General features: G+C 51.2%; 25 protein-coding genes. 20 read left to right on the top strand and 5 right to left on the bottom strand.

Annotated features, from left to right (window positions below; all coding sequences use genetic code 11):
- Nucleotides 1–21: 21 nt before the first annotated feature.
- Nucleotides 22–1,656 (bottom strand): phosphoethanolamine transferase, encoded by a 1,635-nt coding sequence (locus K9N75_RS13700; RefSeq protein ID WP_224451735.1) that lies wholly within the window; start codon nucleotides 1,654–1,656, stop codon nucleotides 22–24.
- A gap of 210 nt (nucleotides 1,657–1,866) precedes the next feature.
- Nucleotides 1,867–2,049, bottom strand: a complete 183-nt coding sequence (locus tag K9N75_RS13695; protein WP_130955372.1) for a GDFGVC terminal motif YodC-like protein — start codon at nucleotides 2,047–2,049, stop codon at nucleotides 1,867–1,869.
- A gap of 379 nt (nucleotides 2,050–2,428) precedes the next feature.
- On the opposite strand from K9N75_RS13695, the gene efeU reads away from it, so the two are divergent.
- The 9 genes from efeU (at nucleotide 2,429) to K9N75_RS13650 (ending at nucleotide 12,696) form a co-directional block, all read left to right on the top strand.
- The gene (gene efeU / locus K9N75_RS13690; RefSeq protein WP_008813859.1) at nucleotides 2,429–3,274 is read left to right on the top strand and encodes an iron uptake transporter permease EfeU; all 846 of its coding nucleotides are present in this window, start codon (nucleotides 2,429–2,431) and stop codon (nucleotides 3,272–3,274) included.
- 44 nt (nucleotides 3,275–3,318) lie between these two features.
- A complete protein-coding gene (gene efeO, locus K9N75_RS13685; protein ID WP_061059928.1) occupies nucleotides 3,319–4,443 on the top strand; it encodes an iron uptake system protein EfeO in 1,125 nt (374 codons plus the stop codon).
- Between the two features lie 24 nt (nucleotides 4,444–4,467).
- The gene (gene efeB / locus K9N75_RS13680) at nucleotides 4,468–5,766 is read left to right on the top strand and encodes an iron uptake transporter deferrochelatase/peroxidase subunit (RefSeq protein ID WP_224451734.1); all 1,299 of its coding nucleotides are present in this window, start codon (nucleotides 4,468–4,470) and stop codon (nucleotides 5,764–5,766) included.
- A 214-nt stretch (nucleotides 5,767–5,980) separates the two neighbouring features.
- Nucleotides 5,981–7,378 carry an anaerobic nitric oxide reductase flavorubredoxin gene (norV, locus tag K9N75_RS13675; protein ID WP_039186255.1) on the top strand — a complete coding sequence of 466 codons (1,398 nt, stop codon included), beginning with the start codon at nucleotides 5,981–5,983 and terminating at the stop codon, nucleotides 7,376–7,378.
- Nucleotides 7,356–8,531 (top strand): NADH:flavorubredoxin reductase NorW, encoded by a 1,176-nt coding sequence (norW, locus tag K9N75_RS13670; protein WP_224451733.1) that lies wholly within the window; start codon nucleotides 7,356–7,358, stop codon nucleotides 8,529–8,531. The genes norV and norW overlap by 23 nt, the downstream gene beginning before the upstream one ends.
- A gap of 10 nt (nucleotides 8,532–8,541) precedes the next feature.
- Complete coding sequence (locus tag K9N75_RS13665) at nucleotides 8,542–8,886, top strand: TehB family protein (RefSeq protein WP_004092077.1); 345 nt, start codon at nucleotides 8,542–8,544, stop codon at nucleotides 8,884–8,886.
- 186 nt (nucleotides 8,887–9,072) lie between these two features.
- Nucleotides 9,073–10,224, top strand: a complete 1,152-nt coding sequence (flhB, locus tag K9N75_RS13660) for a flagellar biosynthesis protein FlhB (protein ID WP_008813854.1) — start codon at nucleotides 9,073–9,075, stop codon at nucleotides 10,222–10,224.
- On the top strand, nucleotides 10,217–12,292 hold the full coding sequence (flhA, locus tag K9N75_RS13655; protein ID WP_224451732.1) for a flagellar biosynthesis protein FlhA: 2,076 nt from the start codon (nucleotides 10,217–10,219) through the stop codon (nucleotides 12,290–12,292). The genes flhB and flhA overlap by 8 nt, the downstream gene beginning before the upstream one ends.
- Entirely contained in the window at nucleotides 12,292–12,696 is a 405-nt protein-coding gene (locus K9N75_RS13650) for a flagellar protein FlhE (RefSeq protein WP_039186280.1), read from the top strand. Before flhA ends, K9N75_RS13650 begins: the two co-directional genes overlap by 1 nt.
- Before the next feature lie 622 nt (nucleotides 12,697–13,318).
- On the opposite strand, the gene K9N75_RS13645 is transcribed toward K9N75_RS13650, so the two are convergent.
- The 3 genes from K9N75_RS13645 to flgA form a co-directional block, all read right to left on the bottom strand.
- Complete coding sequence (locus tag K9N75_RS13645; protein ID WP_008813851.1) at nucleotides 13,319–13,744, bottom strand: flagellar protein FlgN; 426 nt, start codon at nucleotides 13,742–13,744, stop codon at nucleotides 13,319–13,321.
- Nucleotides 13,745–13,759: 15 nt separating this feature from the next.
- Complete coding sequence (gene flgM, locus K9N75_RS13640; RefSeq protein WP_008813850.1) at nucleotides 13,760–14,059, bottom strand: flagellar biosynthesis anti-sigma factor FlgM; 300 nt, start codon at nucleotides 14,057–14,059, stop codon at nucleotides 13,760–13,762.
- Between the two features lie 187 nt (nucleotides 14,060–14,246).
- Complete coding sequence (flgA, locus tag K9N75_RS13635) at nucleotides 14,247–14,927, bottom strand: flagellar basal body P-ring formation chaperone FlgA (RefSeq protein WP_130974761.1); 681 nt, start codon at nucleotides 14,925–14,927, stop codon at nucleotides 14,247–14,249.
- 237 nt (nucleotides 14,928–15,164) lie between these two features.
- Here flgA and flgB point away from each other — a divergent pair, with 237 nt between their 5' ends.
- From flgB to flgK, 11 genes are all read left to right on the top strand, one after another.
- A complete protein-coding gene (gene flgB, locus K9N75_RS13630) occupies nucleotides 15,165–15,578 on the top strand; it encodes a flagellar basal body rod protein FlgB (protein ID WP_020303695.1) in 414 nt (137 codons plus the stop codon).
- 5 nt (nucleotides 15,579–15,583) lie between these two features.
- Nucleotides 15,584–15,988: a flagellar basal body rod protein FlgC gene (flgC, locus tag K9N75_RS13625; protein WP_004092125.1), complete on the top strand. Its 405-nt coding sequence runs from the start codon at nucleotides 15,584–15,586 to the stop codon at nucleotides 15,986–15,988.
- A gap of 11 nt (nucleotides 15,989–15,999) precedes the next feature.
- Nucleotides 16,000–16,701, top strand: a complete 702-nt coding sequence (gene flgD, locus K9N75_RS13620; protein WP_008813847.1) for a flagellar hook assembly protein FlgD — start codon at nucleotides 16,000–16,002, stop codon at nucleotides 16,699–16,701.
- Nucleotides 16,702–16,782: 81 nt separating this feature from the next.
- Complete coding sequence (gene flgE, locus K9N75_RS13615) at nucleotides 16,783–18,027, top strand: flagellar hook protein FlgE (protein WP_008813846.1); 1,245 nt, start codon at nucleotides 16,783–16,785, stop codon at nucleotides 18,025–18,027.
- A 68-nt stretch (nucleotides 18,028–18,095) separates the two neighbouring features.
- Complete coding sequence (locus K9N75_RS13610; protein WP_008813845.1) at nucleotides 18,096–18,851, top strand: flagellar basal-body rod protein FlgF; 756 nt, start codon at nucleotides 18,096–18,098, stop codon at nucleotides 18,849–18,851.
- Between the two features lie 39 nt (nucleotides 18,852–18,890).
- A complete protein-coding gene (gene flgG, locus K9N75_RS13605) occupies nucleotides 18,891–19,673 on the top strand; it encodes a flagellar basal-body rod protein FlgG (RefSeq protein WP_004092136.1) in 783 nt (260 codons plus the stop codon).
- 70 nt (nucleotides 19,674–19,743) lie between these two features.
- On the top strand, nucleotides 19,744–20,427 hold the full coding sequence (locus K9N75_RS13600; RefSeq protein WP_224452614.1) for a flagellar basal body L-ring protein FlgH: 684 nt from the start codon (nucleotides 19,744–19,746) through the stop codon (nucleotides 20,425–20,427).
- Nucleotides 20,428–20,497: 70 nt separating this feature from the next.
- Complete coding sequence (locus tag K9N75_RS13595) at nucleotides 20,498–21,601, top strand: flagellar basal body P-ring protein FlgI (RefSeq protein ID WP_004092139.1); 1,104 nt, start codon at nucleotides 20,498–20,500, stop codon at nucleotides 21,599–21,601.
- Nucleotides 21,601–22,539, top strand: a complete 939-nt coding sequence (gene flgJ / locus K9N75_RS13590) for a flagellar assembly peptidoglycan hydrolase FlgJ (protein ID WP_008813843.1) — start codon at nucleotides 21,601–21,603, stop codon at nucleotides 22,537–22,539. The genes K9N75_RS13595 and flgJ overlap by 1 nt, the downstream gene beginning before the upstream one ends.
- A gap of 741 nt (nucleotides 22,540–23,280) precedes the next feature.
- Nucleotides 23,281–23,505 (top strand): hypothetical protein, encoded by a 225-nt coding sequence (locus K9N75_RS13585; protein ID WP_039186292.1) that lies wholly within the window; start codon nucleotides 23,281–23,283, stop codon nucleotides 23,503–23,505.
- Nucleotides 23,493–25,178: a flagellar hook-associated protein FlgK gene (gene flgK, locus K9N75_RS13580; RefSeq protein ID WP_008813842.1), complete on the top strand. Its 1,686-nt coding sequence runs from the start codon at nucleotides 23,493–23,495 to the stop codon at nucleotides 25,176–25,178. Before K9N75_RS13585 ends, flgK begins: the two co-directional genes overlap by 13 nt.
- The last annotated feature ends 7 nt before the right edge of the window (nucleotides 25,179–25,185 follow it).

The raw sequence follows: 25,185 nt of genomic DNA, 5'->3' as shown, positions 1-25,185 counted from the left end.
AGGTTAAACACCGCAGCTGCGCTACGGGTTTTGTGTTCTGCATGTTTTCAAAATATCCAGATTAGGATCGTACTCTTTCGTCTGCACATTCATCATTGACAGCATAGTGTGGAAAAGATTGTCGTGAGAAAACTCGCTGTTTTTTGCAAGACTAGCCACGCAGGCACGGTCGATACCTTGCGCTTTCACATAGCTATCAGACAACCACATTTCCATTGGGACACGAGTCTGCTCTTCAGGTGCAAATTTGTAAGGGGTACCATGCAAATAGAGTCCGTCTTCACCCAAGGATTCACCGTGGTCAGAGACATAATATAGTGCAACGTTATAGTCTTTTTCATAGCCTTTTAACCGCTGAATAAACTGACTTACCACGTAATCGGTGTAGCGAATGGTGTTGTCGTAGGTATTAACCAACTGCTGCTGAGTGCAGTTTTCAATATCGCTACGTTGGCAGTCAGGCATGAAGAAGCGGAATTCTTTTGGATACCTTTTATAGTAAGTGGGCCCATGGCTACCAATAAGATGGAATGCTAAGGTTTTGTTTTTTCCGTCGTTAGGAATGAGCTTGTCTAAATCGTTCAACAATACGGCGTCGTAGCAGGTATCACCGTCACACAGATTTTTATCGCTATTGGTCGGCACGATTTGTGTAGGGATACGGTCGCAAGCGCCTTTGCATCCTTCGTCGTTGTCCTTCCAGTAGGTTGATACCCCCGCTTTTTGCAGGATATCCATTAAACCTTCGCTGTTACGCGCAATATTATTGTCGAAATGCGTACGTGGCATATTTGAGAACATACAAGGCACGGATACTGCGGTGGCGGTGCCACACGAGCTGACTTTAGAGAAGTAGATCAGATCCGGTTCTTGGCTGGTATAAGGATTCGTTGGGCGAGGATATCCCTGTAGCTGCTGGTTCTGATTTCGTGCGGTTTCACCCACAATTAAAAATACCAGCGTAGGCTTGCTGCCGGCTTTCTGTACTAATTTGGCATCGTCACCAATCTTACGGAAGGGAATCGGCTTAGTCAGATAGCGACGGTTAATGTATTGCGATGCGCTGTACAGATAATTAGTCGGCAGAATTTCAAGATTCAATGTGCGGTTATTACGCCCTACGGAGGCATAGTCTTGATAATACAGGCTAGCCACGAGCGCGATGATCAGAAGAGAAACCAGCATGGATACGAGGCGTAGCCCCAAACGCGCAATGACGCCATGAGCGTAGACAATCTGGGTTTTCATCAGCAGGATGCAGGGCAAAATACCGGTAAACAGCACCCACAGCACAACCGAGAAATTATAGTATGAAGAGGCTTCCGCAGAGTTAGTTTCAAAAATATTCTCAATCATTGAACGATCAAAAATAATTTTGTACTTCAGCTGTGCATAGCTTGCAAAGGCACTGATTACCAGCACGATGCAGAAAAAGGGTTTAAAAATTGGTTTAAACGTAAAAGGGGTAAAGACAAAGTTGAGTGCGGCGATCAATACCAGCGGAATTGATATAGCAAAGCCGAGTTTATAGTTATCCAGCGATGTGAGGATATGATAAAAATGCAGCAGGATTGGCAGGTTAACTACCAGAGTAAAATAAATCGCCAGAATAATAGTCAGCGACAAAAAGCTGACTTTCAAAACCTTTCGCTGCAAGGGAAACGCTCCTGAAATGCAAGTAAACGGCTTTTGCTGTCATGACAAAACCGAAAAATAAGCGAAAACGCTGTTGGTATCAGGCAAATTTACCTAACTAAACTTAAGATAGCCTTAAGCTCACGAAATGGATTAATGAGGTAGGATATTGAAAATTCATGGAAGTTATTAGACGCCACACAGAAATAGTGTGGCGTTGTGGGGAGTGCTTTAACACACGCCAAAATCACCTTCTTCGTGGTATAGCGTTAGCACCTTGGCATCGACAGTCTCTTTTCTCTCGTTACCTAGCTCATTCCAGACGCAGGTGATTTCATCACCGTTCACAGCCAAAACGGTCATACGCGGACCTCCGCCGATCTTTTGAACGCTATCACCCATTGTGAAAGACATTTTACTCTCCTAAATAAAGCAGAATGAATGTTCGTTGATAGTGAGCTATCCAATTGAATTAGCTCAGTCTCCAAATACTTAACTTTTATAAGTTAGGCCAGCGCAGCTGGGATAGATAGCAAAAATATCCGACGGTTTTAGTGACCTTTTTTGAACAAACGCTGAGCTCAATATCAGTAGGCTATCTTCTTCGTTCAAGCTATTCGTTTGTTTTTAAAAATTATTTTCATTTCAAATACCCATGAGTAACAACTGGCTACACTTTAATTCACAAATATTATGCATTGGGCGCTTGTTTTTTTATTGATCGTAATGATAATCGGTATCATTATTTTTACCGTTCTTTACATGCGCGTTACGCGCAAGCAAGAGAGAAAACATGTTTGTCCCATTCCTCATCATGTTCCGCGAGGGGCTTGAAGCTGCACTGATCGTAAGCCTTATCGCCAGTTATTTAAAACGTACCCAACGCGCTCAATGGCTAGGCATTGTGTGGATCGGCGTTATTTTGGCTGCGGCTCTCTGCTTAGGGTTAGGCATTTTTATTAATGAGACCACCGGTGAGTTTCCCCAAAAACAGCAAGAACTGTTTGAAGGGATTGTCGCCGTCGTTGCGGTCGGTATTTTGACGTACATGGTTTTTTGGATGCGTAAAGTTTCTCGCTCGGTAAAAACACACTTAGAAGGCGCGATAGACAACGCACTAAATGCAGGTAAAGGGCAGGGATGGGCGTTAGTCGCGATGGTGTTTTTTGCCGTTGCGCGCGAAGGGCTGGAATCCGTGTTTTTCCTGCTGGCAGCCTTTCAGCAAGATGTCGGCATTCAGGCTCCGATTGGTGCGGTGCTCGGATTAGTGTGCGCCATCATTGTCGGTATGATGATCTATTGGGGCGGCGTAAAACTGCATTTGGCTAAGTTCTTTAAATGGACCAGCCTATTTATTCTGTTTGTTGCCGCAGGCTTAGCAGCCGGAGCCATCCGCGCTTTCCACGAAGCCGGGCTTTGGAACTATCTGCAAGATATTGCGTTTAATTTCACCGATGTGCTCTCGACTCATTCACTTCTGGGAACGTTGCTCGAAGGTATTTTCGGTTATCAGGAAGCACCGACCGTCAGCGAAGTTCTGGTGTATTTCCTCTATCTCATACCAGCACTGATTTTCTTCTTCATGCCGCAGCGAGCCGTTGATGAAGCGGCGAACCGTAACGCGAGTCAGTCACGTTAATTAAAACCAAATAATATTGAACAAATTGTCAGGGAGTCACCGTTATGTCCATCCAGATTTTCCGCCGCACCGCGTTATCTCTTGCTCTGCTGGCGCTGCCTACCACTGCGGCTTTGGCGGCTGAAGCGCTGCCTCAGGTCAAAATTTCAGTTAACGACAAACAATGTGAGCCAATGACGCTGACCATTCCTGCCGGGAAAACCCAGTTCATTGTGCATAACAACAGCCAAAAGGCGCTGGAGTGGGAAATTCTCAAAGGCGTGATGGTCGTGGAGGAGCGCGAAAATATTGCTCCCGGTTTTACCCAAAAAATGACAGCAACTTTAGAACCGGGTGAATACGATATGACCTGTGGTTTGCTCAGCAATCCTAAGGGCAAAATTATTGTTCAAGCTGTTGACGGTGCGACGGCTGCAAAAACGGATGCTATGGCATTGGTAGGTCCCATTGCTGAGTACAAAGTTTACGTGATGCAAGAAGTGAAACAGCTGGTGGAACAGACCAAAGCATTCACTGATGCCGTGAAAAAGGGTGATTTAGCCACGGCGCAAAAACTGTATGCGCCTACGCGCCAGCACTATGAGCGAATTGAACCGATTGCTGAGTTGTTCTCCGATCTTGATGGCAGCATCGATGCGCGCGAAGACGACTATGAGCAAAAAGCACAGGATCCTAACTTCACCGGTTTCCATCGTTTGGAAAAAGTGCTGTTTGGTGACAAAACCACCAAAGGGGCTGATGGCTACGCTGACCGCTTGATGAAAGACGTGCTTGAGCTGCAAAACCGTGTGACAACCTTAACTTTCGCCCCAAGCAAAGTGGTTGGCGGCGCGGCGGGTTTGATTGAAGAAGTGGCTGCCAGCAAAATCAGCGGTGAAGAAGATCGCTACAGTCGTACCGACCTGTGGGACTTCCGTGCAAACGTCGATGGTGCGCAGAAAATCGTTAACCTGCTGCGCCCAATGTTGGAAAAAGCTAACCCGCAACTGCTGGCAAAAATTGATGCCAACTTTAAAACCGTTGACGCCATTTTGGATAAATATCGTACCAAAGATGGCTATGAATCCTATGAGAAGCTGACCGCTGCCGATCGCAACGCGATGAAAGGCCCAATTACGGCGTTGGCAGAAGATTTAGCGCAGCTGCGCGGTGTTTTAGGTCTCGATTAAAAGCAACGTTTTGAGGTTGGAAAGATGAGTGGTAAAGGATGCCCGGTCACCGGGCTGACTGGGGGGGCAGAAATGCCTTCTCGCCGTCGTTTATTGATTGGCGCAGGGGCGCTGGGCAGCGCGCTCGCGCTCGGTGGCGCGGTCAAAGCAGATACGGGAACCAAGCCTCTGGCGACGGCGACGTCACCGAAAAATGCACGCTGGCAGAAACAGCCGTTTTATGGTGAACATCAGACCGGTGTGCTGACACCGCAGCAAGCATCGGCGATGTTGGTTGCTTTTGATGTGTTGGCGACCAACGCAGAAGATTTACAGCGTTTAATGAAGTTACTCACCGAGCGGATAGCATTTTTGACGCACGGCGGCAAAGCACCGCATGCCGATGCCAAATTGCCTCCGCTGGATTCAGGGATCATGGGGCCGGATATCTATCCAGATAACCTCACTATCACGGTTTCGGTGGGTAATTCACTCTTTGATGAACGCTTTGGGCTCGCGGCTCAAAAACCTACGCAGTTGCAAAAGATGACGCGTTTCCCCAACGATTCTCTTGATGCCAATATTTGCCACGGCGATCTGTTATTGCAAATTTGCAGCAACAGTAATGACAGTGTGATCCACGCGCTACGCGACATTATCAAATATACGCCTGATTTGCTTAGCGTACGCTGGCGGCGCGAGGGGTTTATTTCCACCCATGCGGCGCAGAGCCAAGGTAAAGAAACACCGATCAACCTGCTCGGTTTTAAAGATGGCACGGCCAATCCCAATGCCAGCGATAAGCCGCTGATGGACGATATTGTTTGGGTGACGGCCGATCAACAAGAGCCAGCTTGGACGGTGGGTGGCAGCTATCAGGCAGTACGTATCATCCGTTTTCGCGTTGAGTTCTGGGATCGTACGCCACTGCAAGAGCAGCAGACTATTTTTGGGCGTGACAAGGCCAGTGGTGCTCCGCTGGGGATGAATCATGAACATGATGAGCCTGATTACAGCAGGGATCCCGACGGAAAAGTTATCCCGCTTGATGCGCATATTCGCTTAGCCAATCCGCGCACTAAAGAAACGCACAGCAGCTTGATGATGCGTCGTGGCTATAGCTATTCGCAGGGGGTTTCCAATTCAGGGCAGCTGGATATGGGACTACTGTTTGTCTGCTATCAACACGATCTGGATAAAGGATTTATCACGGTGCAAAAGCGCCTGAATGGCGAGGCGCTAGAAGAGTACATAAAGCCTATCGGTGGTGGTTACTTCTTTGTATTACCGGGAGTAAAGGACGAAAACCACTATTTGGGCGAGGGCATGTTCCAAAAAGTTTAGTCTATCCCCACATAATTTTCCCCGTTTTCTCCATCCGTTGCCATTCCAGTCCCCGCATCAGGGGGACTGGCTTTTGCATTGAATCTACTCCTTAAGTATTACCCTCTGAAAAAATCGCTCTTTAAGTTGCATTTAAAATGCATATTAAATACCATAATCAAAAAGACGCATTTGAAATGCATATTTAAGAGTGGAAAATAATCAGGAGTGGTTCATGGCTATTCAGGTAAAAAACAACGTCTATTGGGTCGGTAAACAAGATTGGGAACTGCGCGAGTTTCACGGCAGCGAGTATTCAACCCACAAAGGCTCTAGCTATAACAGCTATCTGATTAAAGAAGAAAAAAATGTTCTGATTGATACGGTGTGGACCCCCTATGCCGCCGAGTTTGTTGCTAATCTCGAACGCGAAATCGATTTAAATAAAATCGATTTCATCATCGCTAACCACGCCGAGAGCGATCATAGCGGTGCGCTGCCTGCGTTGATGGCGAAAATACCCAATACGCCAATTTACTGCACCGCGAACGGGGTTAATTCAATCAAAGGTCACTACCATCAGGACTGGAATTTCCGTGTTGTGAAAACCGGTGATTCCATTGATATTGGCAACGGCAAAAAGTTGGTCTTTGTTGAAGCCCCCATGCTGCACTGGCCTGACAGCATGATGACCTACATGACCGAAGATGCTTTGCTGTTCAGCAATGATGCCTTTGGTCAGCACCTCGCCAGCGCCTGTTTATTCAATGATGAGATTGACCAAAACGAGCTGTACAACGAGTGCATCAAGTATTACGCCAATATCCTGACGCCTTTCAGCAAGCTGGTAACCAAAAAAATTGAAGAAGTGTTATCCCTGAATTTACCTCTCGACATGATCTGTACTTCACACGGCATCATATGGCGCGATAACCCGGCACAAATCGTTGAAAACTATCTGAAGTGGGCCGATAGCTATCAAGAAAACCAAATTACGCTGATTTACGACACCATGTGGAATGGCACTCGAACCATGTCTGAGGCCATTGCTCGCGGGATACGACAAGCCGATCCCAGCGTGGTGGTGAAACAATTTAATCTCGCTAACTCCGACAAAAACGACGTGCTGACGGAAGTGTTTAAATCCAAAGGTATTCTGGTGGGCTCGCCGACGGTAAACAACGTTATGTTGCCGCAGGTGGCAGGATTATTGGAAGAGATGCAGGGGCTACGTTTTACTGGGAAAAGTGCAGCAGCATTTGGTAGCCACGGCTGGAGCGGTGGGGCGGTCGATCGGATCTCCTCTCGTCTACAAGACTGCGGTTTCATGATGATGCGAGGTATTAAAGCCGAATGGAAACCGACCGAAGACGCGGTCACTCAGTGTGAAGCTTTTGGCGCCGAGTTCGCTCGCCAATTTGGTATTCCCGCCTGTTGTGACACGGGCTGCGGCGGGGCAGAAAAAGCAACGTCAGGCAAATGGATCTGCCGCACCTGCTCTTGGGTCTACGATCCCGAGCTGGGCGAGCCTAACCAAGGAGTACCTGCCGGCACCGCTTGGGAGGATGTACCCGAAAGTTTCCTGTGCCCAGTATGTCTGATGGGCAAAGATGATTTTTACCCTGCAGATTAAGGACAACATGATGGCAGATAATCATCCTCTTATCATCGTGGGTAGCGGTCACGCAGGATTACAACTGGCGCGCAATGTGCGTCGCTTGCAGGCCAGCTCGGGGCTGGTGATGATCTGCGCCGATGACGGTGTGGATTATTCTAAACCCCAACTGAGCCATGCATTTAGCCAGCAGCAAACGGCGCAGCATCTCACGCGCAAAACGGCGGAAGAACTCCGTCAGGAATTGAAAATGATGTTGCTCAATGGGCAACGGATTGAGGCTATTCATCCCAACCAACGCACCGTTCAGGTCAACGGACGCACGTTGGCCTACAGCAAACTCGTGCTGGCAACGGGAGCGCGCGCTTTTATTCCCCCCATTGCGGGGGATGCTCGCGAAGAAATACTGACGCTTAACAGCCTGCAGGAATATCTCTATCTGCGTGAGCGTATGGCGTATGGACAGCGCGTTCTGGTCATTGGTGGCGGATTGATTGGCACTGAAATTGCCCACGATCTGGCTGTGGCTGGTAAGCGAGTTACCGTATGCGATCCGTCGCCGTATCTTCTCGCCAGCCTATTGCCTGAGTTTGCTGCCCAGCGCTTGTCCACGGTGCTGCGCGATCTCTCCTGTGAGCTCATGCTGAATAACACGCTGGAAATGTTACAACGGCTGCCACAGGGTGTACGAGCGACGTTCACCCGCGGAGAAGTGCGTGAGTTCGATCATGTGATTTGCGCTGCGGGGTTACGTCCAAATATTGAGCTTGCCGCTCAAGCAGGGTTAAACGTAGAACGGGGCATTGTGGTGGACAACCAGCTACGTACGTCTGACTCCTATATCTATGCGCTAGGCGATGTTGCCCAAATTGAAGGGCGCCTCTGGCCGTTTTTACAGCCCATTTCGCAAAGCGCAGCGGCGCTGGCAAAAACGCTCAGCGGTGAGCCAACCCACGTATCGCTGCCGATCATGCCAATTAATGTAAAAACGCCACGCTTCCCGATACAGCTAGCCGGGGAAACATGCGCCGATGATGTGACTTGGCAGACAGAAGAGATGCCCGACGGCTTGTTAGCGAAAGGTTATCGTAATGACAAACTCGTCGCCTATATCGCGGGCGGTTCGGCTCAAATGCAAGGTTTAACGCTACTGCGTCAACTATCAATGTAGAGGTGGATATATGTTTAAAATCCCAGCAAATTATCGTGTCACTCGCAGTACTCCGTTCTTTAATCGTCAAACCGTTCCGGCTGCGCTGTTGAGCCACCACAACACCAAAGCCGGTGTATATGGTCGTTTATCGGTCATGCAAGGTGCGGTGAAATACTACGGTTTCGCTAATGAGCAGGCACAAACGCCTGAAATTGAGCTCACCATTCATGCAGGTCAGTTTGGGGTTTCACCGCCACAGTACTGGCATAAAGTAGAATTGCTTACCGAAGATACCTACTTCAATCTCGACTTCTTCGCTCAGGAAGAGATACAGGCGGAGAAAGGTGATTTGAGCAAGGTGGTTGATTGTTAACGATACTTCGGCTATGAGCTTTATCCGCTCGTTTTAGCCCCCTCGCAAAAGATGAGGGGGCTGACATCTTTTACTTTCGATCACCCAATAAACCTAAATTTCCCCCCTTTATTCCCGCTATGGCTTTTTTTCTCCTCTGTCATCCTATGCACTGACTTATTTTCATCTTTGGTTCAGGCTTGCGCGGTGTCAGAAGATAGCGATCTGGAAAAAACAGAAGACCCCACATCCCACAAACTTGAAAAAGCGCGTGAGAAAGGGCAAGTACCGCGTTCGCGTGAGCTCACGTCAATGCTGATGTTGGCTGCCGGTATTTCCATTCTACTGATCGGCGGTGAGCATTTGGCGCGCCAACTGGCTGCGATGATTTCGCAAGGCCTGCAGTTTGATCAGTTGCTGATCAGCAATGACAAACAGATGCTGAGACAGTTGGGTAACCTGCTGCAACAGGCCGTTGCCGCGCTAATGCCGGTGCTACTTGGCCTGATGCTAGTGGGATGGGCCGCCCCCATGCTGATTGGCGGTTTTTTCTTTAATCCTGGGTCGATCAAATTTGATTTAAGCAAAATGAGCCTACTCTCGGGCTTGAAACGCCTGTTTTCCAGTCAGGCGTTAGCGGAGTTGCTGAAGGGCGTGCTGAAGGTCATTTTGGTGAGTTGGGTTGCCGGATGGTTTCTCTGGCACTATTGGGGACAGATGTTGGCGCTGATTGCCGAGTCGCCGCTTGATGCCATGGGGGATGCACTGCATCTGATTGGCATGTGCGGGCTGTTGATCGTTCTCGGTCTGGTTCCGATGGTGGCGTTTGACGTTTTCTATCAAATCTGGAGCAACCTCAACAAACTAAAAATGACCAAGCAGGAAATTAAAGACGAATTCAAAGAACAAGAGGGTGATCCACATGTTAAGGGGCGAATCCGTCAGCAACAGCGTGCCGCTGCGCGCCGCCGTATGATGAGCGATGTACCCAAAGCGGATGTGATCGTCACTAACCCAACGCATTATGCGGTAGCGTTGCAGTATCAGGAAAACAAGATGAGTGCGCCAAAAGTGTTGGCGAAAGGCGCCGGTGAGATTGCGCTGCGCATCAAAGAGCTGGGAAATCAGCATCGAATCCCTCAGCTTGAAGCTCCCCCTTTGGCGCGTGCGCTCTATCGACACAGCGAAATTGGGCACCATATTCCCGCCACGCTTTATGCCGCGGTTGCTGAAGTTTTAGCCTGGGTTTACCAGCTGAAACGTTGGCAAAAAGAGGGCGGATTAGCACCGAAGAAACCACAAAACTTGCCAGTGCCGGAAGCACTGGATTTTGCCGGAGAGAAGACCACCGATGAGTAATTTGGCCGCGTTGTTACGCATGCAGGGCATGAATGGTGCTCAGTGGAAAATATTGGCTGGCCCAATACTTATCCTGATGATCCTGTCGATGATGGTGCTGCCGCTACCGCCGTTCATTCTGGATTTATTGTTTACCTTTAATATTGCGCTCTCAATCATGGTGTTGCTGGTGGCCATGTTCACCCAACGCACGCTAGAGTTTGCGGCGTTTCCAACGATTCTTCTGTTCTCCACGTTGCTGCGCCTTTCGCTTAACGTAGCATCGACGCGCGTAATTTTGCTTGATGGGCACACCGGTGGCGCGGCGGCTGGTCGAGTCATTGAAGCCTTCGGCCACTTTTTGGTGGGCGGCAACTTTGCCATTGGTATCGTGGTGTTCATCATCTTGGTATTGATTAACTTCATGGTTATCACCAAGGGGGCTGGACGTATTGCCGAAGTGGGGGCGCGCTTTGTGCTCGATGGTATGCCCGGCAAGCAGATGGCGATCGACGCCGATCTCAACGCAGGGCTGATCGGTGAAGACGAAGCGAAAAAACGTCGTTCGGAAGTGACGCAGGAAGCCGATTTCTACGGTTCAATGGATGGTGCCAGTAAGTTTGTCCGCGGTGACGCTGTTGCCGGTTTGATGATTATGGCGCTAAACGTGGTCGGCGGATTGCTGGTGGGGGTGATTCAACATGGTATGCCCGTGGGGCAGGCGGCGGAAACCTATACATTGCTGACCATCGGTGATGGCTTGGTTGCACAGATCCCCGCGCTGGTTATCTCAACCGCCGCAGGGGTTATCGTCACTCGCGTGAGCACCGATCAGGATGTCGGTGAACAGATGGTGAATCAGCTGTTCAGCAATCCGCGCGTGATGATCCTTAGCGCCTCGGTGCTGGGCTTACTCGGTTTGGTACCGGGCATGCCCAACCTGGTCTTTTTGCTCTTCACCGCAGCACTGCTCGGCATTGCTTATTGGATCAGCAAGCGTGAAGGACGAGCAGCGCCGTCTCAGGCTGAACAGGTGGTACCTGAAGCACCTCCGGTCGTGGAGGCAACGTGGGAAGATGTACAGCTTGCGGATCCGCTCGGTTTAGAAGTGGGCTATCGACTTATTCCTATGGTCGATTTCCAGCAAAATGGCGAACTTTTGGGGCGTATCCGCAGTATTCGCAAGAAGTTTGCCCAGACGATGGGCTTTTTACCACCGGTGGTACATATCCGCGACAACCTTGAGCTGAGCCCTTCGGGTTACCGCATTTTGCTTAAGGGCATCGAAGCAGGGCGTGGAGAAGCACATCCTGGTCGCTGGTTAGCGATCAATCCAGGCAGTGCCGCCGGTACGCTGGAAGGTGAGGCAACGGTCGATCCTGCCTTTGGTCTACCGGCCATCTGGATAGATAACGCGTTGCGTGAGCAGGCTCAGATACAAGGTTTCACGGTCGTTGAATCTAGCACCGTGGTTGCGACGCACCTCAATCATTTGATTGGGATTCACGCCAGTGAGCTCTTTGGCCGCCAAGAGGCTCAGCAACTGCTGGAGCGCGTCACGCAGGAGATGCCTAAGCTGACCGACGACCTTATTCCAAGCACTATCAGCCTGACTACGCTACACAAAGTGCTACAAAATCTGCTGGCGGAAAAAGTATCGATTCGCGATATGCGCACGATCATTGAAACCTTGTCAGAACATGCGCCAACGCAAAGCGATCCCTATGAGCTTACCGCGGTTATCCGCGTGGCGTTGGGACGGGCGATTACTCAGCAGTGGTTCCCCGGAGAAGGTGAAATTCAGGTTATCGGTTTAGACACGCCGCTGGAGCGACTGTTATTGCAAGCGCTTCAGGGCGGAGGCGGTCTTGAACCCGGTCTAGCCGATCGTCTGCTGGAGCAGGCTAAACAGGCATTACAACGTCAAGAGATGCTTGGCGCACCGCCAGTACTACTGGTTAATCACGCCCTACGGCCATTGCTCGCACGTTTCCTGCACCGTTCTCTTCCGCAGATGGTGGTGCTCTCAAACATGGAAATCAGCGAGAACCGTCAGTTGCGTATGACCTCAACGATTGGTGCCGCTTAATGAAACGTCTTATGTTCATGGGTTTGCTGCTAACGCTTCCGTTGTCAGTTAACGCTACCGGAGGCAGTTGGTCGGCAGACAGCACGGGGGCAACACTGAGCCACAAAGGCGTCAGCGTTTCATCCCGCACACTCAATCCACCCGTGGCGATTCCCGCCGGTGCGGTTATTCAGGATGTGGTATGGCGTTATCAGCTACTCAATCCCGCTCCCGCGGGATTAGCTGTACAACTCTGTTCGCCAAACCGATGCTTCTGGTTAGACAGCGCCAATGGGCAAAGCGCCGCGCTGCAAGGCGAGTCAGCAGCCGTACCGCTCACGATGAGCCTACACATTCCCGGCAAGGGCGTGGTGTATCCACCGGTGAGAGTGGTGAGCCAGCAGGTGATAGTGAATTATCGGTAAGATGTGGTTGTTCTAGCGTCAGATTTCGTACGCCTAGAACTCTGAAATCTACTTGAACATTGTGCAGGCGTCCGAGTCGGGGGGCCAATCGCTGCCCCCCGACACCCCAGCTTGGCACCGTCCTTCAGCCTGCTTCGCAGGTGCCCGAATCTCGTCATTCCGGCTTTAACGGAACGAACGGCAATCTCCATCCTGGCTCCTCCGTTCTTTCGCCGACGTCCTGTCGGCGAATCCTAGCCTACATTCCTCTATTCGGCTGAAGAACAACGTGCCGGAAAGGTCAAAATCAAAACAAAAAGCTTGGACGGTTTTTAGTTTAAGTCTTGGTAGGGAGAGCCGGCACGACAGGGATGTCGTGACGGAGTTTGGGGCGCCCTGGATGGGCGATACCAAACCGGAGCGGAGATGGCGTCTCGGATAAAAAGCGCGAGGATTGAAGGGGCGCGCGCTGGCGCCCCTCATCGGTCGCCTTCGCCAGCGGTGTCATGGAAACGCATTTGCTGACCGGCGAACGAAACAATTCACCGTAATTCCATAGGATATTGACGTTCCAAACCGGAGATGGCATTTCGTACGCCTTTACGGTGTATCAATGAAGCCCAGTAATGACAGGCAAACTTGACTAAATACTCAACTTCCTACCCGTTATCATCCCGCTCTGAGCCTGTCCGTCGGGGCCATACAGAGACTGTCCGTGGCGGCTTTTTAATGTGTCGAGCGCACCCTGATTGCGGGTGAGATGTTGGTTGAGCAGCATACCGTTGTGCTGATTCATATCATGCAATCTCTGCGTGAGATCCATGATGGTCTGCCAAAGGGGAGCGAGGTCGCTATGTTCTGAATAGGGGGCTTGGTCGCCGGTTTGATGACGATGCTGTTCCTGATGGCGAAGCGTGGCGAGCAGATTCTCTTTTTCCAGCGTGGCGGCCTGCAAACGCACGGCGTCTACACGACCGGCACACAGGAGTGACTGTTCGTTTTCAAGCTCAACTTCAAGCGTTTTCAGGGTATCTAACATTTGTTGCAGCACGTCTAACGTTCCGGGCATAGTCATGACTACCTGTCAGTCGTTTGATTTCAATAAATCATGTGTATCTTGTAACAGCGCATCGGCGATTTTGCCGGTATCCATGGTCAGCTCACCGTTACGAATGGCAAGTTTCAATGCTTCAACGCGTTCAACGTTGATATCTTGGCCATTCGGCTGCATCAGGCGCGATTGCGCATCGCTCAGCTTAACCTGAGTGCCATCAACCGCAGGTTGGCTTGTAGCCTCTTTGCGTTTTTGCTGCTGGATTTCGGATGCTTCTCTTGGCTGAATCGGACTAACACCGCTCAGCGAATGGGTGCGATCTATGCTCATTGTCATTATCTCACTGGTTAGTTGGCGTGAGTCCGTTCTCTGATTGAACGCTACGGCAACGTGTTTCTGTCTGTCTGTACTATCGGCTTAGAAGCCAATAACTTTAGCTAAAACTGTCTATTTCGCTCGATTTATTGCAGCTTTTTTTCACCTAAGCGTGAAAAAGTCATTTTGGCACGAGAAATGACTACATTAGCAACTCGATAGTTCCCTGTTCGGTGGCTTTGCCGCTGATAATTTGTCCAGAGGCTAAACGAACGCGAACGTTGTCGGCAATCGCCGCATTATTGAGCGCTTTCCCTTCGCTGGTCACGTTAAAGCCGTCACCCTGCGCTAAAATCTGTACCGATTGTCCGGCCTTAATGATCCATGTACGGCGCATCATCGATGACGTCACCGGCTGACCCGCCGCTAAATCACGTGTCAATACCGCGTTATCTAACTGGCTTATTTCCATAATGCTACCGGTAGGAAGACGATCGAGACGACCCTGCATGATATTGAAATCTGCTGCGCTAATATGCTGCCCACGGCTGAGTGGTGCGCTCGCTACCGGATAGCCTCCTGTGACCTGAACTTCAACTTGCAGATAACGTTTATCCTGCGGGCACTGTACCAACACGCTCAGTGTTCCCCAGCGGCGTGCCGAGGAGGGCATCGAAAACTGGGGTATTTCACACGTTGGCCACTGCGATTGAGGGGAACGAATATTGACTTTTACGTGCTGATTTTCTGCGGTGAACTGTTGGCCGAAATACTGCGTTAGCCCCTCTTGTAGCGCTGAATCTGCGTGCGCCGAGGGCAAGAAAAAGCCCGTCAGCAAAACGCTGGTCAGGAATAATGGCCATTTCTTTAAATCGCAACGCATGGGGCCTCCACCGGGTGGAATTAACGTATTACAGCGTGAAAATTCTAAACTCAGGCTCGTAGTCTATCTGCTTTGCTAGAAAATAAAGGCCACAAATAGCGCTACATTTTGCGCTTATTCCTCCCATCGTCTGTATCTCCCCACGTCTATGCTATCCGCTCCAAATTGTCATTCTTGACGATCTGCCAGCAGCTTTATGCCATGGCAGCCCGTCCTAACCCACTTAGCGGAGAAGGTATGCTCGATAAACTGGATGCCGCGTTACGTTTTCAGCAAGAAGCTTTAAACCTACGCGCACAGCGTCAGGAAATCCTGGCTGCCAATATCGCCAACGCAGATACCCCAGGCTTTCAGGCCAGAGATATCGATTTTTCCTCACAGCTTACGCGCGCGATCGAACAAGGGCGTGTTAATGGCAGCGGTGTCGAGCTAAAAACCACCTCTAGCCGCCATATTCCTGCCCAGAGTTTTCAGCCGCCTGAACTGGATATGCTCTACCGCGTCCCCGATCAACCATCGCTGGATGGAAACACCGTCGATATGGACCGCGAGCGTACGCAATTCGCTGATAACAGCCTGCGCTATCAAACCGATCTGACCGTTATCAGCGGGCAGATCAAAAGCATGATGTCAGTGTTGCAACAAGGATAACGACCATGTCGATGCTCAACATTTTTGATATTTCCGGTTCGGCGCTGGCGGCACAGTCGCAGCGTATGAACGTGGCAGCCAGCAACATGGCGAATGCCGACAGTGTGACCGGACCCGATGGCGAACCCTACCGCGCCAAGCAGGTCGTGTTTGAAGTGCAAGCCGCACCAGGGCAGGAAACCGGCGGCGTAAAAGTATCGCAGCTGGTTGACGATCCGTCGCCAGAGCGTTTGGTGTACCAACCGGGCAATCCGTTAGCCGATGCTAAAGGCTATGTGCGGATGCCTAACGTTGACGTGGTCGGTGAGATGGTGAACTCCATTGCCGCTTCTCGCAGCTATCAGGCCAACGTAGAAGTCCTCAACACTACCAAGTCGTTAATGATGAAAACATTAACGCTTGGCCAATAACAGGAGGAGCTATGGCAGTTTCTGTCTCGCTTAACGATCCGGTTGATAATTCCAGCGCAACCAACAAAACCAACGGCACCAATAGCTTAACCAGCCAAAACAGCCAGGATTTAAGCAACAGCTTCCTGACGCTTTTGGTTGCGCAGCTAAAAAACCAAGATCCGACCAATCCGCTACAAAACAATGAGCTGACCAGCCAACTGGCGCAGATCAACACCGTTAGCGGCATTGAAAAGCTCAACACCACGTTGGGTTCTATCTCCGGCCAAATTAACAGCAATCAATCGTTACAGGCCAGCAGCCTCATTGGTCATGGCGTGATGATCCCCGGCAAAAATATTTTGGCGGGGAAAGAAGAGGGTGCAACCACAACCAGTACCACACCGTTTGGTTTTGAGCTGGAAAGTGGTGCTCAGAGCGTGGTGGTTACCATCAGCGACGCCAATGGTGCGGTCGTTAAACAAATCGATTTGGGCACGCAAACGGCGGGTGTTCATAGCTATACATGGGACGGCACACAAACCGATGGCACCAACGTGCCAAACGGAGCCTACACCTTTAGCGTGAGCGCGACCAACCAAGGTCAGCCGATGGTCGTTCAGCCGTTGCACTTTGGCATGGTGAACGGAGTGACCAAAAACGGTAACGGCGCGTTGCTGGAACTCGGCATGGCGGGCACCGCCACCCTCGACGACGTGCGCCAGATCCTGTAGCCACAGCGTTGACTCCATCATTATCAGCAGCTCTGATTTTTGCTGATGAACGTTTTTTGACCTCTAGAGATAGGACTTCACATGGGATTTAACCAAGCAGTCAGCGGCTTGAACGCTGCGGCCAGTAACCTTGACGTTATCGGCAACAACATTGCTAACTCGCAAACCGTAGGCTTTAAATCTGGCTCTGTGACCTTTGCCGACATGTTCGCGGGTTCAAAGGTGGGGCTAGGCGTGAAAGTTGCTAGCGTGCAGCAGGACTTTACCGATGGTATTACCACCACCACTAACCGTGGTTTAGACGTGGCGATCAGTGGCAACGGTTTTTTCCGTATGCAGGATGCTAACGGCGGCGTTTACTACTCGCGTAACGGCCAATTCACTAAGAATCAGGACAACTTCTTGACCAATGCGCAGGGCGTTTTCCTGACAGGTTATCCCGCGGCAGGTTCACCTCCGACTATCCAACAAGGCGCGCAGCCTTCACCGATTCAGATCCCAACGGGCATGATGCCGGCTAAAGCCAGCAGCTCAGGCAACATGAGCATGAACCTTAACTCATCGCATGAGGTGCCAAAGAACTCACCGTTCAAAGTTGATGATGTTGATTCCTACACCTATGCAACGTCTATTACGACTTATGATTCTTTGGGGAATACCCACAATATGAATCTTTATTTCGTGAAAGGGGCACCAGTGGCAGCCACGCCACCGGCGACGGGCATGACTACGCCATGGACGGTTTATAGCGTCGATAGCGCAGCCGCTGCAGGTACAGCACCTCAAAACGCAGGCAAACTGGAGTTTGACCAGAACGGTACGCTGCAAAACCCAGGTACACCTCTGGCACTGAACATGGCAGCTAACAACGGCGCTCCAGCGCAAAACTTCAACCTGACTTTCACCGGTTCCATGCAACAAAACACCGGTAAAGATGGCGTGACCGCCAAATCTCAAGACGGTTATGCAGCAGGTGAGATGACCGGCTATCAGATCAACGACGATGGCACCATTACGGGCACTTACTCTAACCAGCAAACCCAGCTATTGGCGCAAATCGTGATGGCAAACTTTGCCAACCCAGAGGGTCTTCAGTCTGAAGGCAACAACATGTGGAAAGAGAGTGCCACATCGGGTCAGGCGATTGTTGGCGTGGCGGGTGCCAGTGGGTTAGGCGCATTGACCAGCGGCGCCGTTGAGGCATCCAACGTGGATCTGAGTAAAGAGCTCGTCAACATGATTGTGGCGCAGCGTAACTACCAATCCAATGCTCAAACCATCAAAACGCAGGACCAGATCCTGCAAACGTTGGTCAACCTACGTTAATTACCCTTAATCCACTTCTTCTATGCGCTGGCGAGATGGCCGGCGCATAGAGGCAACAGGCAGATGCTATGGATCACGCGATTTATACCGCGATGGGGGCCGCTAGCCAGACCCTCGAACAGCAGGCAATCACGGCCAACAATATGGCCAACGCCAGCACGCCCGGATTTCGTGCCCAGCTTGCGGCTTTACGCGCTGTACCGGTTGAGGGTGACAGCATTGAAACCCGTACCCTGGTCGCGGCGTCAACGCCGATGCATGACATGAGTATGGGTAAATTGGATTACACCGAGCGCCCGTTAGATGTGGCGTTACAGCAGGATGGCTGGCTTGCGGTGCGTAACGCAGACGGCACGGAAGCTTATACCCGTAACGGTAACCTGCAGATCAACACCGCAGGACAATTGACATCGCAGGGCAACTTAGTGATCGGCGATAACGGGCCGATTGCGATCCCCGATCGTGCAGAAATCACGATTGCCGCCGATGGCACTATCACGGCGCTCGGCGCTGGCGATCAGCCCAACACCACCACTCAGGTTGGGCGTTTGAAACTGGTTAAAGCCACGTCTCAGGAAATGGCACACGGCGACGATGGCTTATTCCATTTGACGCCAGAAGCGCAGCAGCAACGCGGCGCTACGCTGACGCTCGACCCAGAAATGCGTCTGATGCCTGGGGTATTAGAAGGAAGCAACGTCAAACCCGTGGATACGATGGTCGATATGATTGCCAACGCCCGCCGTTTTGAAATGCAGATGAAGGTCATTCGCAGCGTGGATGACAACGAACAAAAAGCCAACCAGCTGTTGTCATTGAGTTAATAGCCGCTGAGCGAGTTGAATAACTGTAGGAGTGTTTGAATGATCCGTTCACTGTATATCGCAAAAACCGGGCTGGAAGCCCAACAAACGAACATGGACGTCATTGCCAACAACTTGGCCAACGTTAGCACCAATGGCTTTAAACGCCAGCGTGCCGTATTTGAAGACTTGATGTACCAAACGCTACGCCAGCCGGGGGCTCAATCCTCCGAGCAAACGACGTTGCCTTCAGGGTTACAGATCGGTACTGGTGTGCGTCCGGTTGCCACTGAACGTTTGCATAGCCAAGGTAACCTGTCTCAGACCGACAACAGCCGTGATGTTGCCATTAAAGGTCAGGGATTCTTTCAGGTGCAGCAGCCGGATGGCACGCTAGCATACACGCGCGATGGCTCGTTCCAAGTGGATCAAAACGGCCAACTCGTGACGTCGAGCGGTTTTCAGGTCGTTCCGGCGATCACTATTCCGGCTAATGCCACCAAGTTGACCATCGGTCGCGACGGTATCGTTAGTGTGAATCAGCAAGGACAAACCGCAACCACGCAGGTTGGACAGCTAACCCTAACAACGTTTATCAACGATGCCGGTTTGGAGAGCGTGGGTGAAAACCTGTATCAGGAAACCGAGAGTTCTGGTGCGCCGACCGAAAGCACTCCGGGTCTGAATGGTGCGGGCATGTTGTATCAAGGCTATGTCGAAACCTCAAACGTTAACGTGGCTGAAGAACTGGTCAATATGATCCAGACTCAACGCGCCTATGAGATTAACAGCAAAGCCGTGACAACGTCTGACCAGATGCTGCAGCGCTTAACGCAGCTCTAAGGACTGATGCAGTATGTCAATCAAGCCGCATAACGTGATGATATCCAATGCTGTTGCTCGTCCCGCATTGATGCCATGCAAAATCGCCGCACTGAGTGCGGCTCTATTGCTTTCCGGCTGCGCTTACATTCCGCACGATCAGATCGTGAAGGGTGCAACCACGGCCTCTCCGGCACCCGCAGCGCCGACCGTTGCCAATGGCTCTATTTTCCAAAGCGTGCAGCCGATGAATTATGGCTATCAGCCGCTGTTCGAAGACCGCCGTCCACGCAACGTGGGTGATACGTTGACCATTTCGTTGCAGGAAAACGTCAGCGCCAGCAAAAGCTCCTCGGCAAACGCTAGCCGTAACGGTAAATCCAGTTTCGAAGTGGCGACTGCGCCACGCTATCTGGAAGGGCTGTTGGGTAACGCGCGAGCTGACATGAACATGTCCGGCGACAACGAATTCGGCGGTAAGGGCGGGGCTAACGCCAACAATACCTTTAACGGCACGATTACGGTGACCGTCGCGGAAGTGCTGGCTAACGGTAATCTGAAAGTGGTGGGCGAAAAGCAAATCGCCATCAATCAGGGCACCGAATTTATCCGCTTCTCTGGCGTCGTGAACCCACGCACCATCAGCGGCAGCAACTCTGTGGTATCAACGCAGGTGGCTGATGCGCGTATCGAATACGTCGGCAGTGGTTATATCAACGAAGCTCAGAACATGGGCTGGCTGCAGCGGTTCTTCCTCAACCTTTCTCCGTATTAATAAAAGGGTTGATCATATGTTGATAAGGAATAGAACGATGAAACATAGCTCTAGACGATGGGCTCAGCGTATGACTTCGCTGATGCTGGGGCTGTTGGTTTCCCTAAGCCTGTTCACCCAAACCGCTAGCGCCGAACGTATCCGCGATTTAACCACCGTACAGGGTGTGCGCGATAACGCCCTGATCGGTTATGGATTGGTTGTCGGTCTGGATGGTTCGGGTGACCAAACCATGCAAACGCCGTTTACGACCCAAAGCCTGAACAACATGCTGTCGCAGTTAGGGATCACTGTACCGGCGGGCACTAACATGCAGCTGAAAAACGTGGCTGCCGTGATGGTAACCGCTAAGCTTCCGCCATTTTCACGTGCCGGTCAAAGTATCGACGTGGTGGTTTCATCGATGGGGAACGCCAAAAGCCTGCGCGGCGGTACTTTGCTGATGACACCACTAAAAGGTGTGGATAATCAGGTCTATGCCTTGGCGCAGGGTAACGTGCTAGTGGGCGGCGCAGGTGCATCCGCCGGTGGTAGCAGCGTTCAGGTGAATCAGTTAGCGGGGGGGCGTATCAGCGGCGGCGCGACGATCGAACGTGAGGTGCAGAGCACCTTCGGCAACAGTAACGTGATTAACCTACAGCTCAACGATGAAGACTTCAGCTTGGCACAGCGTATCAGTGATTCAATTAACCGCTTTGGCGGGATGGGTTCGGCTACGCCGCTGGATGCTCGCACCGTGCAGGTTTTAGTTCCACAAGGCAACAGCAATCAGGTACGCGTATTGGCGAACATTCAGAATATTGAAGTGTCTGTTGGTAGTTTCGATGCGAAGGTTATCGTTAACTCACGAACTGGCTCGGTGGTGATGAACCGCAACGTTGAGCTGGACTCTTGCGCTGTCGCTCAAGGGAACCTGTCCGTGGTGGTCGATCGTCAAAATACCGTCAGTCAGCCTAATACCCCGTTTGGTGGGGGACAAACCGTGGTGACGCCAAATACTCAGATCTCAGTTCAGCAAGGGCAAGGTTCATTACAGCAGGTGCGTTCAAGTGCCAACCTAAACAGCGTTGTGCGAACCCTTAACGCGTTGGGAGCTACGCCGAACGATCTGATGTCGATTTTGCAGGCAATGCAGAGCGCCGGTTGCCTACGAGCCAAATTGGAAATTATCTGATGAATGATAGCTTCTCTCTCGGTAGCGCCGCGTATGACGCGCAGGCATTAAATCAGTTGAAACGTCATACGGCGGCTGGATCGGATAAGGCTATCCGTGAAACCGCCAAGCAGATGGAAGGCATGTTTGTTCAAATGATGCTGAAAAGTATGCGTGCTGCGCTGCCTCAGGATGGGGAACTGAGTACGGAACAAACGAAGCTGTATACCTCGATGTATGACCAGCAAATTGCACAGGATATGTCCGGTAGTCTCGGCATCGCCGATATGCTGGTACAGCAGCTTTCCGGAAATAAAACGTCGATTCCTGACAGCGTGGGCACTACGCCAATGGCGTTAGATGGAGAGACGATTCAAAGCATGCCGGTTCGTGCACTTGAGCAGGTGATGCGCCGAGCGATGCCGCGTATCCCACAAAATGGGTCGCCGATGCCGACCAGCAACGGCGAGTTTGTCACTCAACTGAGTGGCGCGGCGCGAGCTGTCAGCCAACAGAGTGGTATACCGCACCAACTGATTGTGGCGCAGGCGGCGCTGGAGTCTGGATGGGGTCAGCGGGAGATTCCTACGACCGATGGTTCGCGTAGCTTCAACCTGTTTGGGATTAAAGCCGGCAAAAGTTGGGATGGCCCGACAACCGAGATCACCACCACCGAGTTTGAAAATGGCGTTGCACATAAAGTGAAAGCCAAATTCCGTGTGTATGGATCTTACCTTGAAGCCATCAGCGACTATGTGCAGTTGTTAACCAATAACCCACGCTATGCCAACGTCACCAGCGCCAATACGCCAGAACAGGCCGCACATGCTCTGCAAAAAGCGGGCTATGCGACCGACCCTAACTACGCCAGCAAGCTGGTACAGGTGATTGGACAGATTAAAAACGCGGGCGAACAGGTGGTGAAGGCGTATACCACGGATTTGGAGAGGTTGTTTTAGGTGGGGACGGCTAGCTTTATGGTTGATCGGTGAAGGGTTTCGTACGGCTAGTTTTATGGTTGATTAGTGAAGGGTTTCGTACGGCTAGCTTTATGGTTGATTAGGGAAGGGTTTCGTACGCCAGTTAGCATCTGTGGATCTATTAAGCCATTGGCGTAGGCGTCCGAGCAAGGCGGCTCAATCGCCGCCGCCTTGCATCCGGGCTTGGCACCATTCTTCAGCCTGCTTCGCAGGTGCCCGAAACTCGTCATTCCGGCCTTAACGGAACGAACGGCAATCGCCATCCTGGCTCCTCCGTTCTTTCGCCGACATCCCTGTCGGCGAATCCTAGCCTACATTCCTCCCTTCGGCTGAAGAACAACGTGCCGGAAAGGTCAACGTCAAAACAAAAGGCGTGGCCGGTTTTTAGTTTAAGTATTCGTTGATAGAGCCGGCACGACAGGGATGTCGTGACGGAGTTTGGGGCGCCCTGGATGGGCGATACCAAACCGGAGCGGAGATGGCATCTCGGATAAAAAGCGCGAGGTTTGAAGGGGCGCGCGCTGGCGCCCCTCATCGGTCGCCTTCGCCAGCGGTGCCATGGAAACGCATTTGTTGACCGGCGAACGAAATATTTCCCCGCAATCCCATAGAGGATTTGCGATACCAAACCGGAGCGGAGATGGCGTCTCGGATAAAAGCGCGCGAGTGCAGAGACCACGCGCTGGTGGTCTCTGCCCGTACGCCTTCACCGGTGTATCAATGAAGCTCGGTATCGACAGGCGGGCGGAATATTACACCGCAGTCACATTAACGATCGGCGTTGCTGTTTGCATCACTATCAGGGTAGGAAAAATCGTTAGAGGCCATGATTTTTCCCTCAAGTTTACTTTCCTACCGCCGATAACTGTTTCAACAACAAGAGCCTTGCCGCGTGATGACGTGAGGCTTTTTTTAAGTTTAAAGGAACCCGAATGGCTAACTTAATTAATAGCGCAATGAGTGGACTAAGCGCCGCACAGACCGCGCTGAGCGTCACAAGTAATAACCTTAGTAATGTTTACACTCAAGGTTATAACCGCCAAACGGTGAGTTTTGCACAAAGCGGCGGGATCAGTACATCAACCGGTTTTATCGGTAATGGGGTGAACGTAAGCGGTATTAATCGCGAATATAATTCCTTTATCGTTGGACAACTGCGTCAGGGGCAGAGTGACTACGCTTCTACCACGGCTTATTATCAGCAGGTTTCGCAAATCGATAACCTGTTGGCAGACAGTAATAACAGCCTGTCAGCCAACATGCAGGATTTCTTCTCTAACCTGCAAAACTTGGTCAGCAACCCTAGCGATCCGGCCGCACGTCAAACCGTATTAGCCAAAGCGAATGGCTTGGTGAATCAGTTTAAAACCACCGATGAATACCTGAAAAATCTAGAAAGCAACGCTAACGTCACCGTCAGTAACAGCGTTGAGCAGATTAATAACTACACCAAACAAATTGCCAGCTTAAACGATCAGATTTCACGTCTTACCGGCGCAAGTGGTGGAAGTGCGCCTAACGATTTACTCGACCTACGCGATCAGATGGCCACTCAGTTGAACCAGATTGCTAACGTCGAAATCACCATGCAAGACGGCGCAATGAACGTGTCCTTTGCCGGTGGGCTGTCTTTGGTGCAGGGAAACGACGCTTATAAACTGGAAGCGATCCCTTCTAGCGCGAACCCTCAGCGCCTGACTATTGGCTATAACCGTGGTTCAGGTACCGCAAGCGAAGTGCCTGAAGGTCGTATCACCGGCGGTAGTCTGAGCGGGATTTTACAGTTCCGTAGCGGGGCGTTGGATAACGCGCGTAATCAACTTGGGCAAATTGCGCTTTCTATGGCCGATAGCTTCAATAAGGTGCAGCAAGCGGGCATCGATTTGAATGGCGATCTGACCACCAACGAGCCATTTTTCACTATTGGTCAGCCATCGTCCTTCGCTAACAGCAATAATGATAAAACCGTTAATGCTTCTATTTCGGCAAAGTATACCGATGTGAGTCAAACCAAAGCGACCGACTACCGCTTGGAATATGACAAAAACGGTAAGTGGCAGATCACCCGTCTGTCCGACAACAGTAAAATTACGGATCTGACCCCTGATGCGACCGGCAAACTTCAGTTTGACGGGTTAGAGGTGACGGTGTCTCCAGCGGCGGCCAAAAGCGATAGCTTTACGCTAAAGACCACGTCTAGCGCGGTGCAAGGTTTTGGCGTGGCAATCACCGATGCGGCGAAAATTGGCGCGGGTACACCGGAGTATGACGCCAGCGGTAATTTAGTGCCGGATGCCAGCGGCAAAGGTGATAACACCAATGCGCAAAAAATGTTGGATTTGCAAAAAGCGCAGACTGTTGGCGGGAAATCAACCTTCAACGAAGCTTATGCGGGGCTGGTTGGTACCGTAGGGAACCAAACCAACAGCGCAAAAGTTGACAGTACGGCACAGGGCAACGTGGTGAAACAGCTGACTCAGCAGCAGCAGTCGGTTTCAGGCGTCAATCTAGATGAAGAGTACGGTAATTTGATGCGTTTCCAGCAGTACTATCAGGCGAATGCTCAGGTTATTCAGACAGCGACGACGCTATTTAGCGCTCTGCTTAATATTCGATAAGAAGGAT

Origin of the sequence: Hafnia paralvei, from assembly GCF_020150375.1 — a bacterium.
GTDB classification, from domain to species: Bacteria; Pseudomonadota; Gammaproteobacteria; order Enterobacterales; family Enterobacteriaceae; genus Hafnia; species Hafnia paralvei.
Note: the sequence above shows the minus strand (reverse complement) of the source record. Positions and strands in the feature narration are given on the sequence as shown.

Coding starts and splice junctions, on each gene's coding strand:
- K9N75_RS13695 (WP_130955372.1), bottom strand. CDS start 2,049: ATGTCTTTCACAATGGGTGATAGCGTTCAAAAGATCGGCGGAGGTCCG.
- efeU (WP_008813859.1), top strand. CDS start 2,429: ATGTTTGTCCCATTCCTCATCATGTTCCGCGAGGGGCTTGAAGCTGCA.
- efeO (WP_061059928.1), top strand. CDS start 3,319: ATGTCCATCCAGATTTTCCGCCGCACCGCGTTATCTCTTGCTCTGCTG.
- flgD (WP_008813847.1), top strand. CDS start 16,000: ATGGCAGTTTCTGTCTCGCTTAACGATCCGGTTGATAATTCCAGCGCA.
- K9N75_RS13595 (WP_004092139.1), top strand. CDS start 20,498: ATGACTTCGCTGATGCTGGGGCTGTTGGTTTCCCTAAGCCTGTTCACC.
- flgE (WP_008813846.1), top strand. CDS start 16,783: ATGGGATTTAACCAAGCAGTCAGCGGCTTGAACGCTGCGGCCAGTAAC.
- flgC (WP_004092125.1), top strand. CDS start 15,584: ATGTCGATGCTCAACATTTTTGATATTTCCGGTTCGGCGCTGGCGGCA.
- norV (WP_039186255.1), top strand. CDS start 5,981: ATGGCTATTCAGGTAAAAAACAACGTCTATTGGGTCGGTAAACAAGAT.
- flgK (WP_008813842.1), top strand. CDS start 23,493: ATGGCTAACTTAATTAATAGCGCAATGAGTGGACTAAGCGCCGCACAG.
- flgA (WP_130974761.1), bottom strand. CDS start 14,927: ATGCGTTGCGATTTAAAGAAATGGCCATTATTCCTGACCAGCGTTTTG.
- K9N75_RS13645 (WP_008813851.1), bottom strand. CDS start 13,744: ATGCCCGGAACGTTAGACGTGCTGCAACAAATGTTAGATACCCTGAAA.
- K9N75_RS13585 (WP_039186292.1), top strand. CDS start 23,281: ATGAAGCTCGGTATCGACAGGCGGGCGGAATATTACACCGCAGTCACA.
- efeB (WP_224451734.1), top strand. CDS start 4,468: ATGAGTGGTAAAGGATGCCCGGTCACCGGGCTGACTGGGGGGGCAGAA.
- flgJ (WP_008813843.1), top strand. CDS start 21,601: ATGAATGATAGCTTCTCTCTCGGTAGCGCCGCGTATGACGCGCAGGCA.
- K9N75_RS13650 (WP_039186280.1), top strand. CDS start 12,292: ATGAAACGTCTTATGTTCATGGGTTTGCTGCTAACGCTTCCGTTGTCA.
- K9N75_RS13600 (WP_224452614.1), top strand. CDS start 19,744: ATGCCATGCAAAATCGCCGCACTGAGTGCGGCTCTATTGCTTTCCGGC.
- K9N75_RS13665 (WP_004092077.1), top strand. CDS start 8,542: ATGTTTAAAATCCCAGCAAATTATCGTGTCACTCGCAGTACTCCGTTC.
- flgM (WP_008813850.1), bottom strand. CDS start 14,059: ATGAGCATAGATCGCACCCATTCGCTGAGCGGTGTTAGTCCGATTCAG.
- flgG (WP_004092136.1), top strand. CDS start 18,891: ATGATCCGTTCACTGTATATCGCAAAAACCGGGCTGGAAGCCCAACAA.
- norW (WP_224451733.1), top strand. CDS start 7,356: ATGATTTTTACCCTGCAGATTAAGGACAACATGATGGCAGATAATCAT.
- K9N75_RS13610 (WP_008813845.1), top strand. CDS start 18,096: ATGGATCACGCGATTTATACCGCGATGGGGGCCGCTAGCCAGACCCTC.
- flgB (WP_020303695.1), top strand. CDS start 15,165: ATGCTCGATAAACTGGATGCCGCGTTACGTTTTCAGCAAGAAGCTTTA.
- flhA (WP_224451732.1), top strand. CDS start 10,217: ATGAGTAATTTGGCCGCGTTGTTACGCATGCAGGGCATGAATGGTGCT.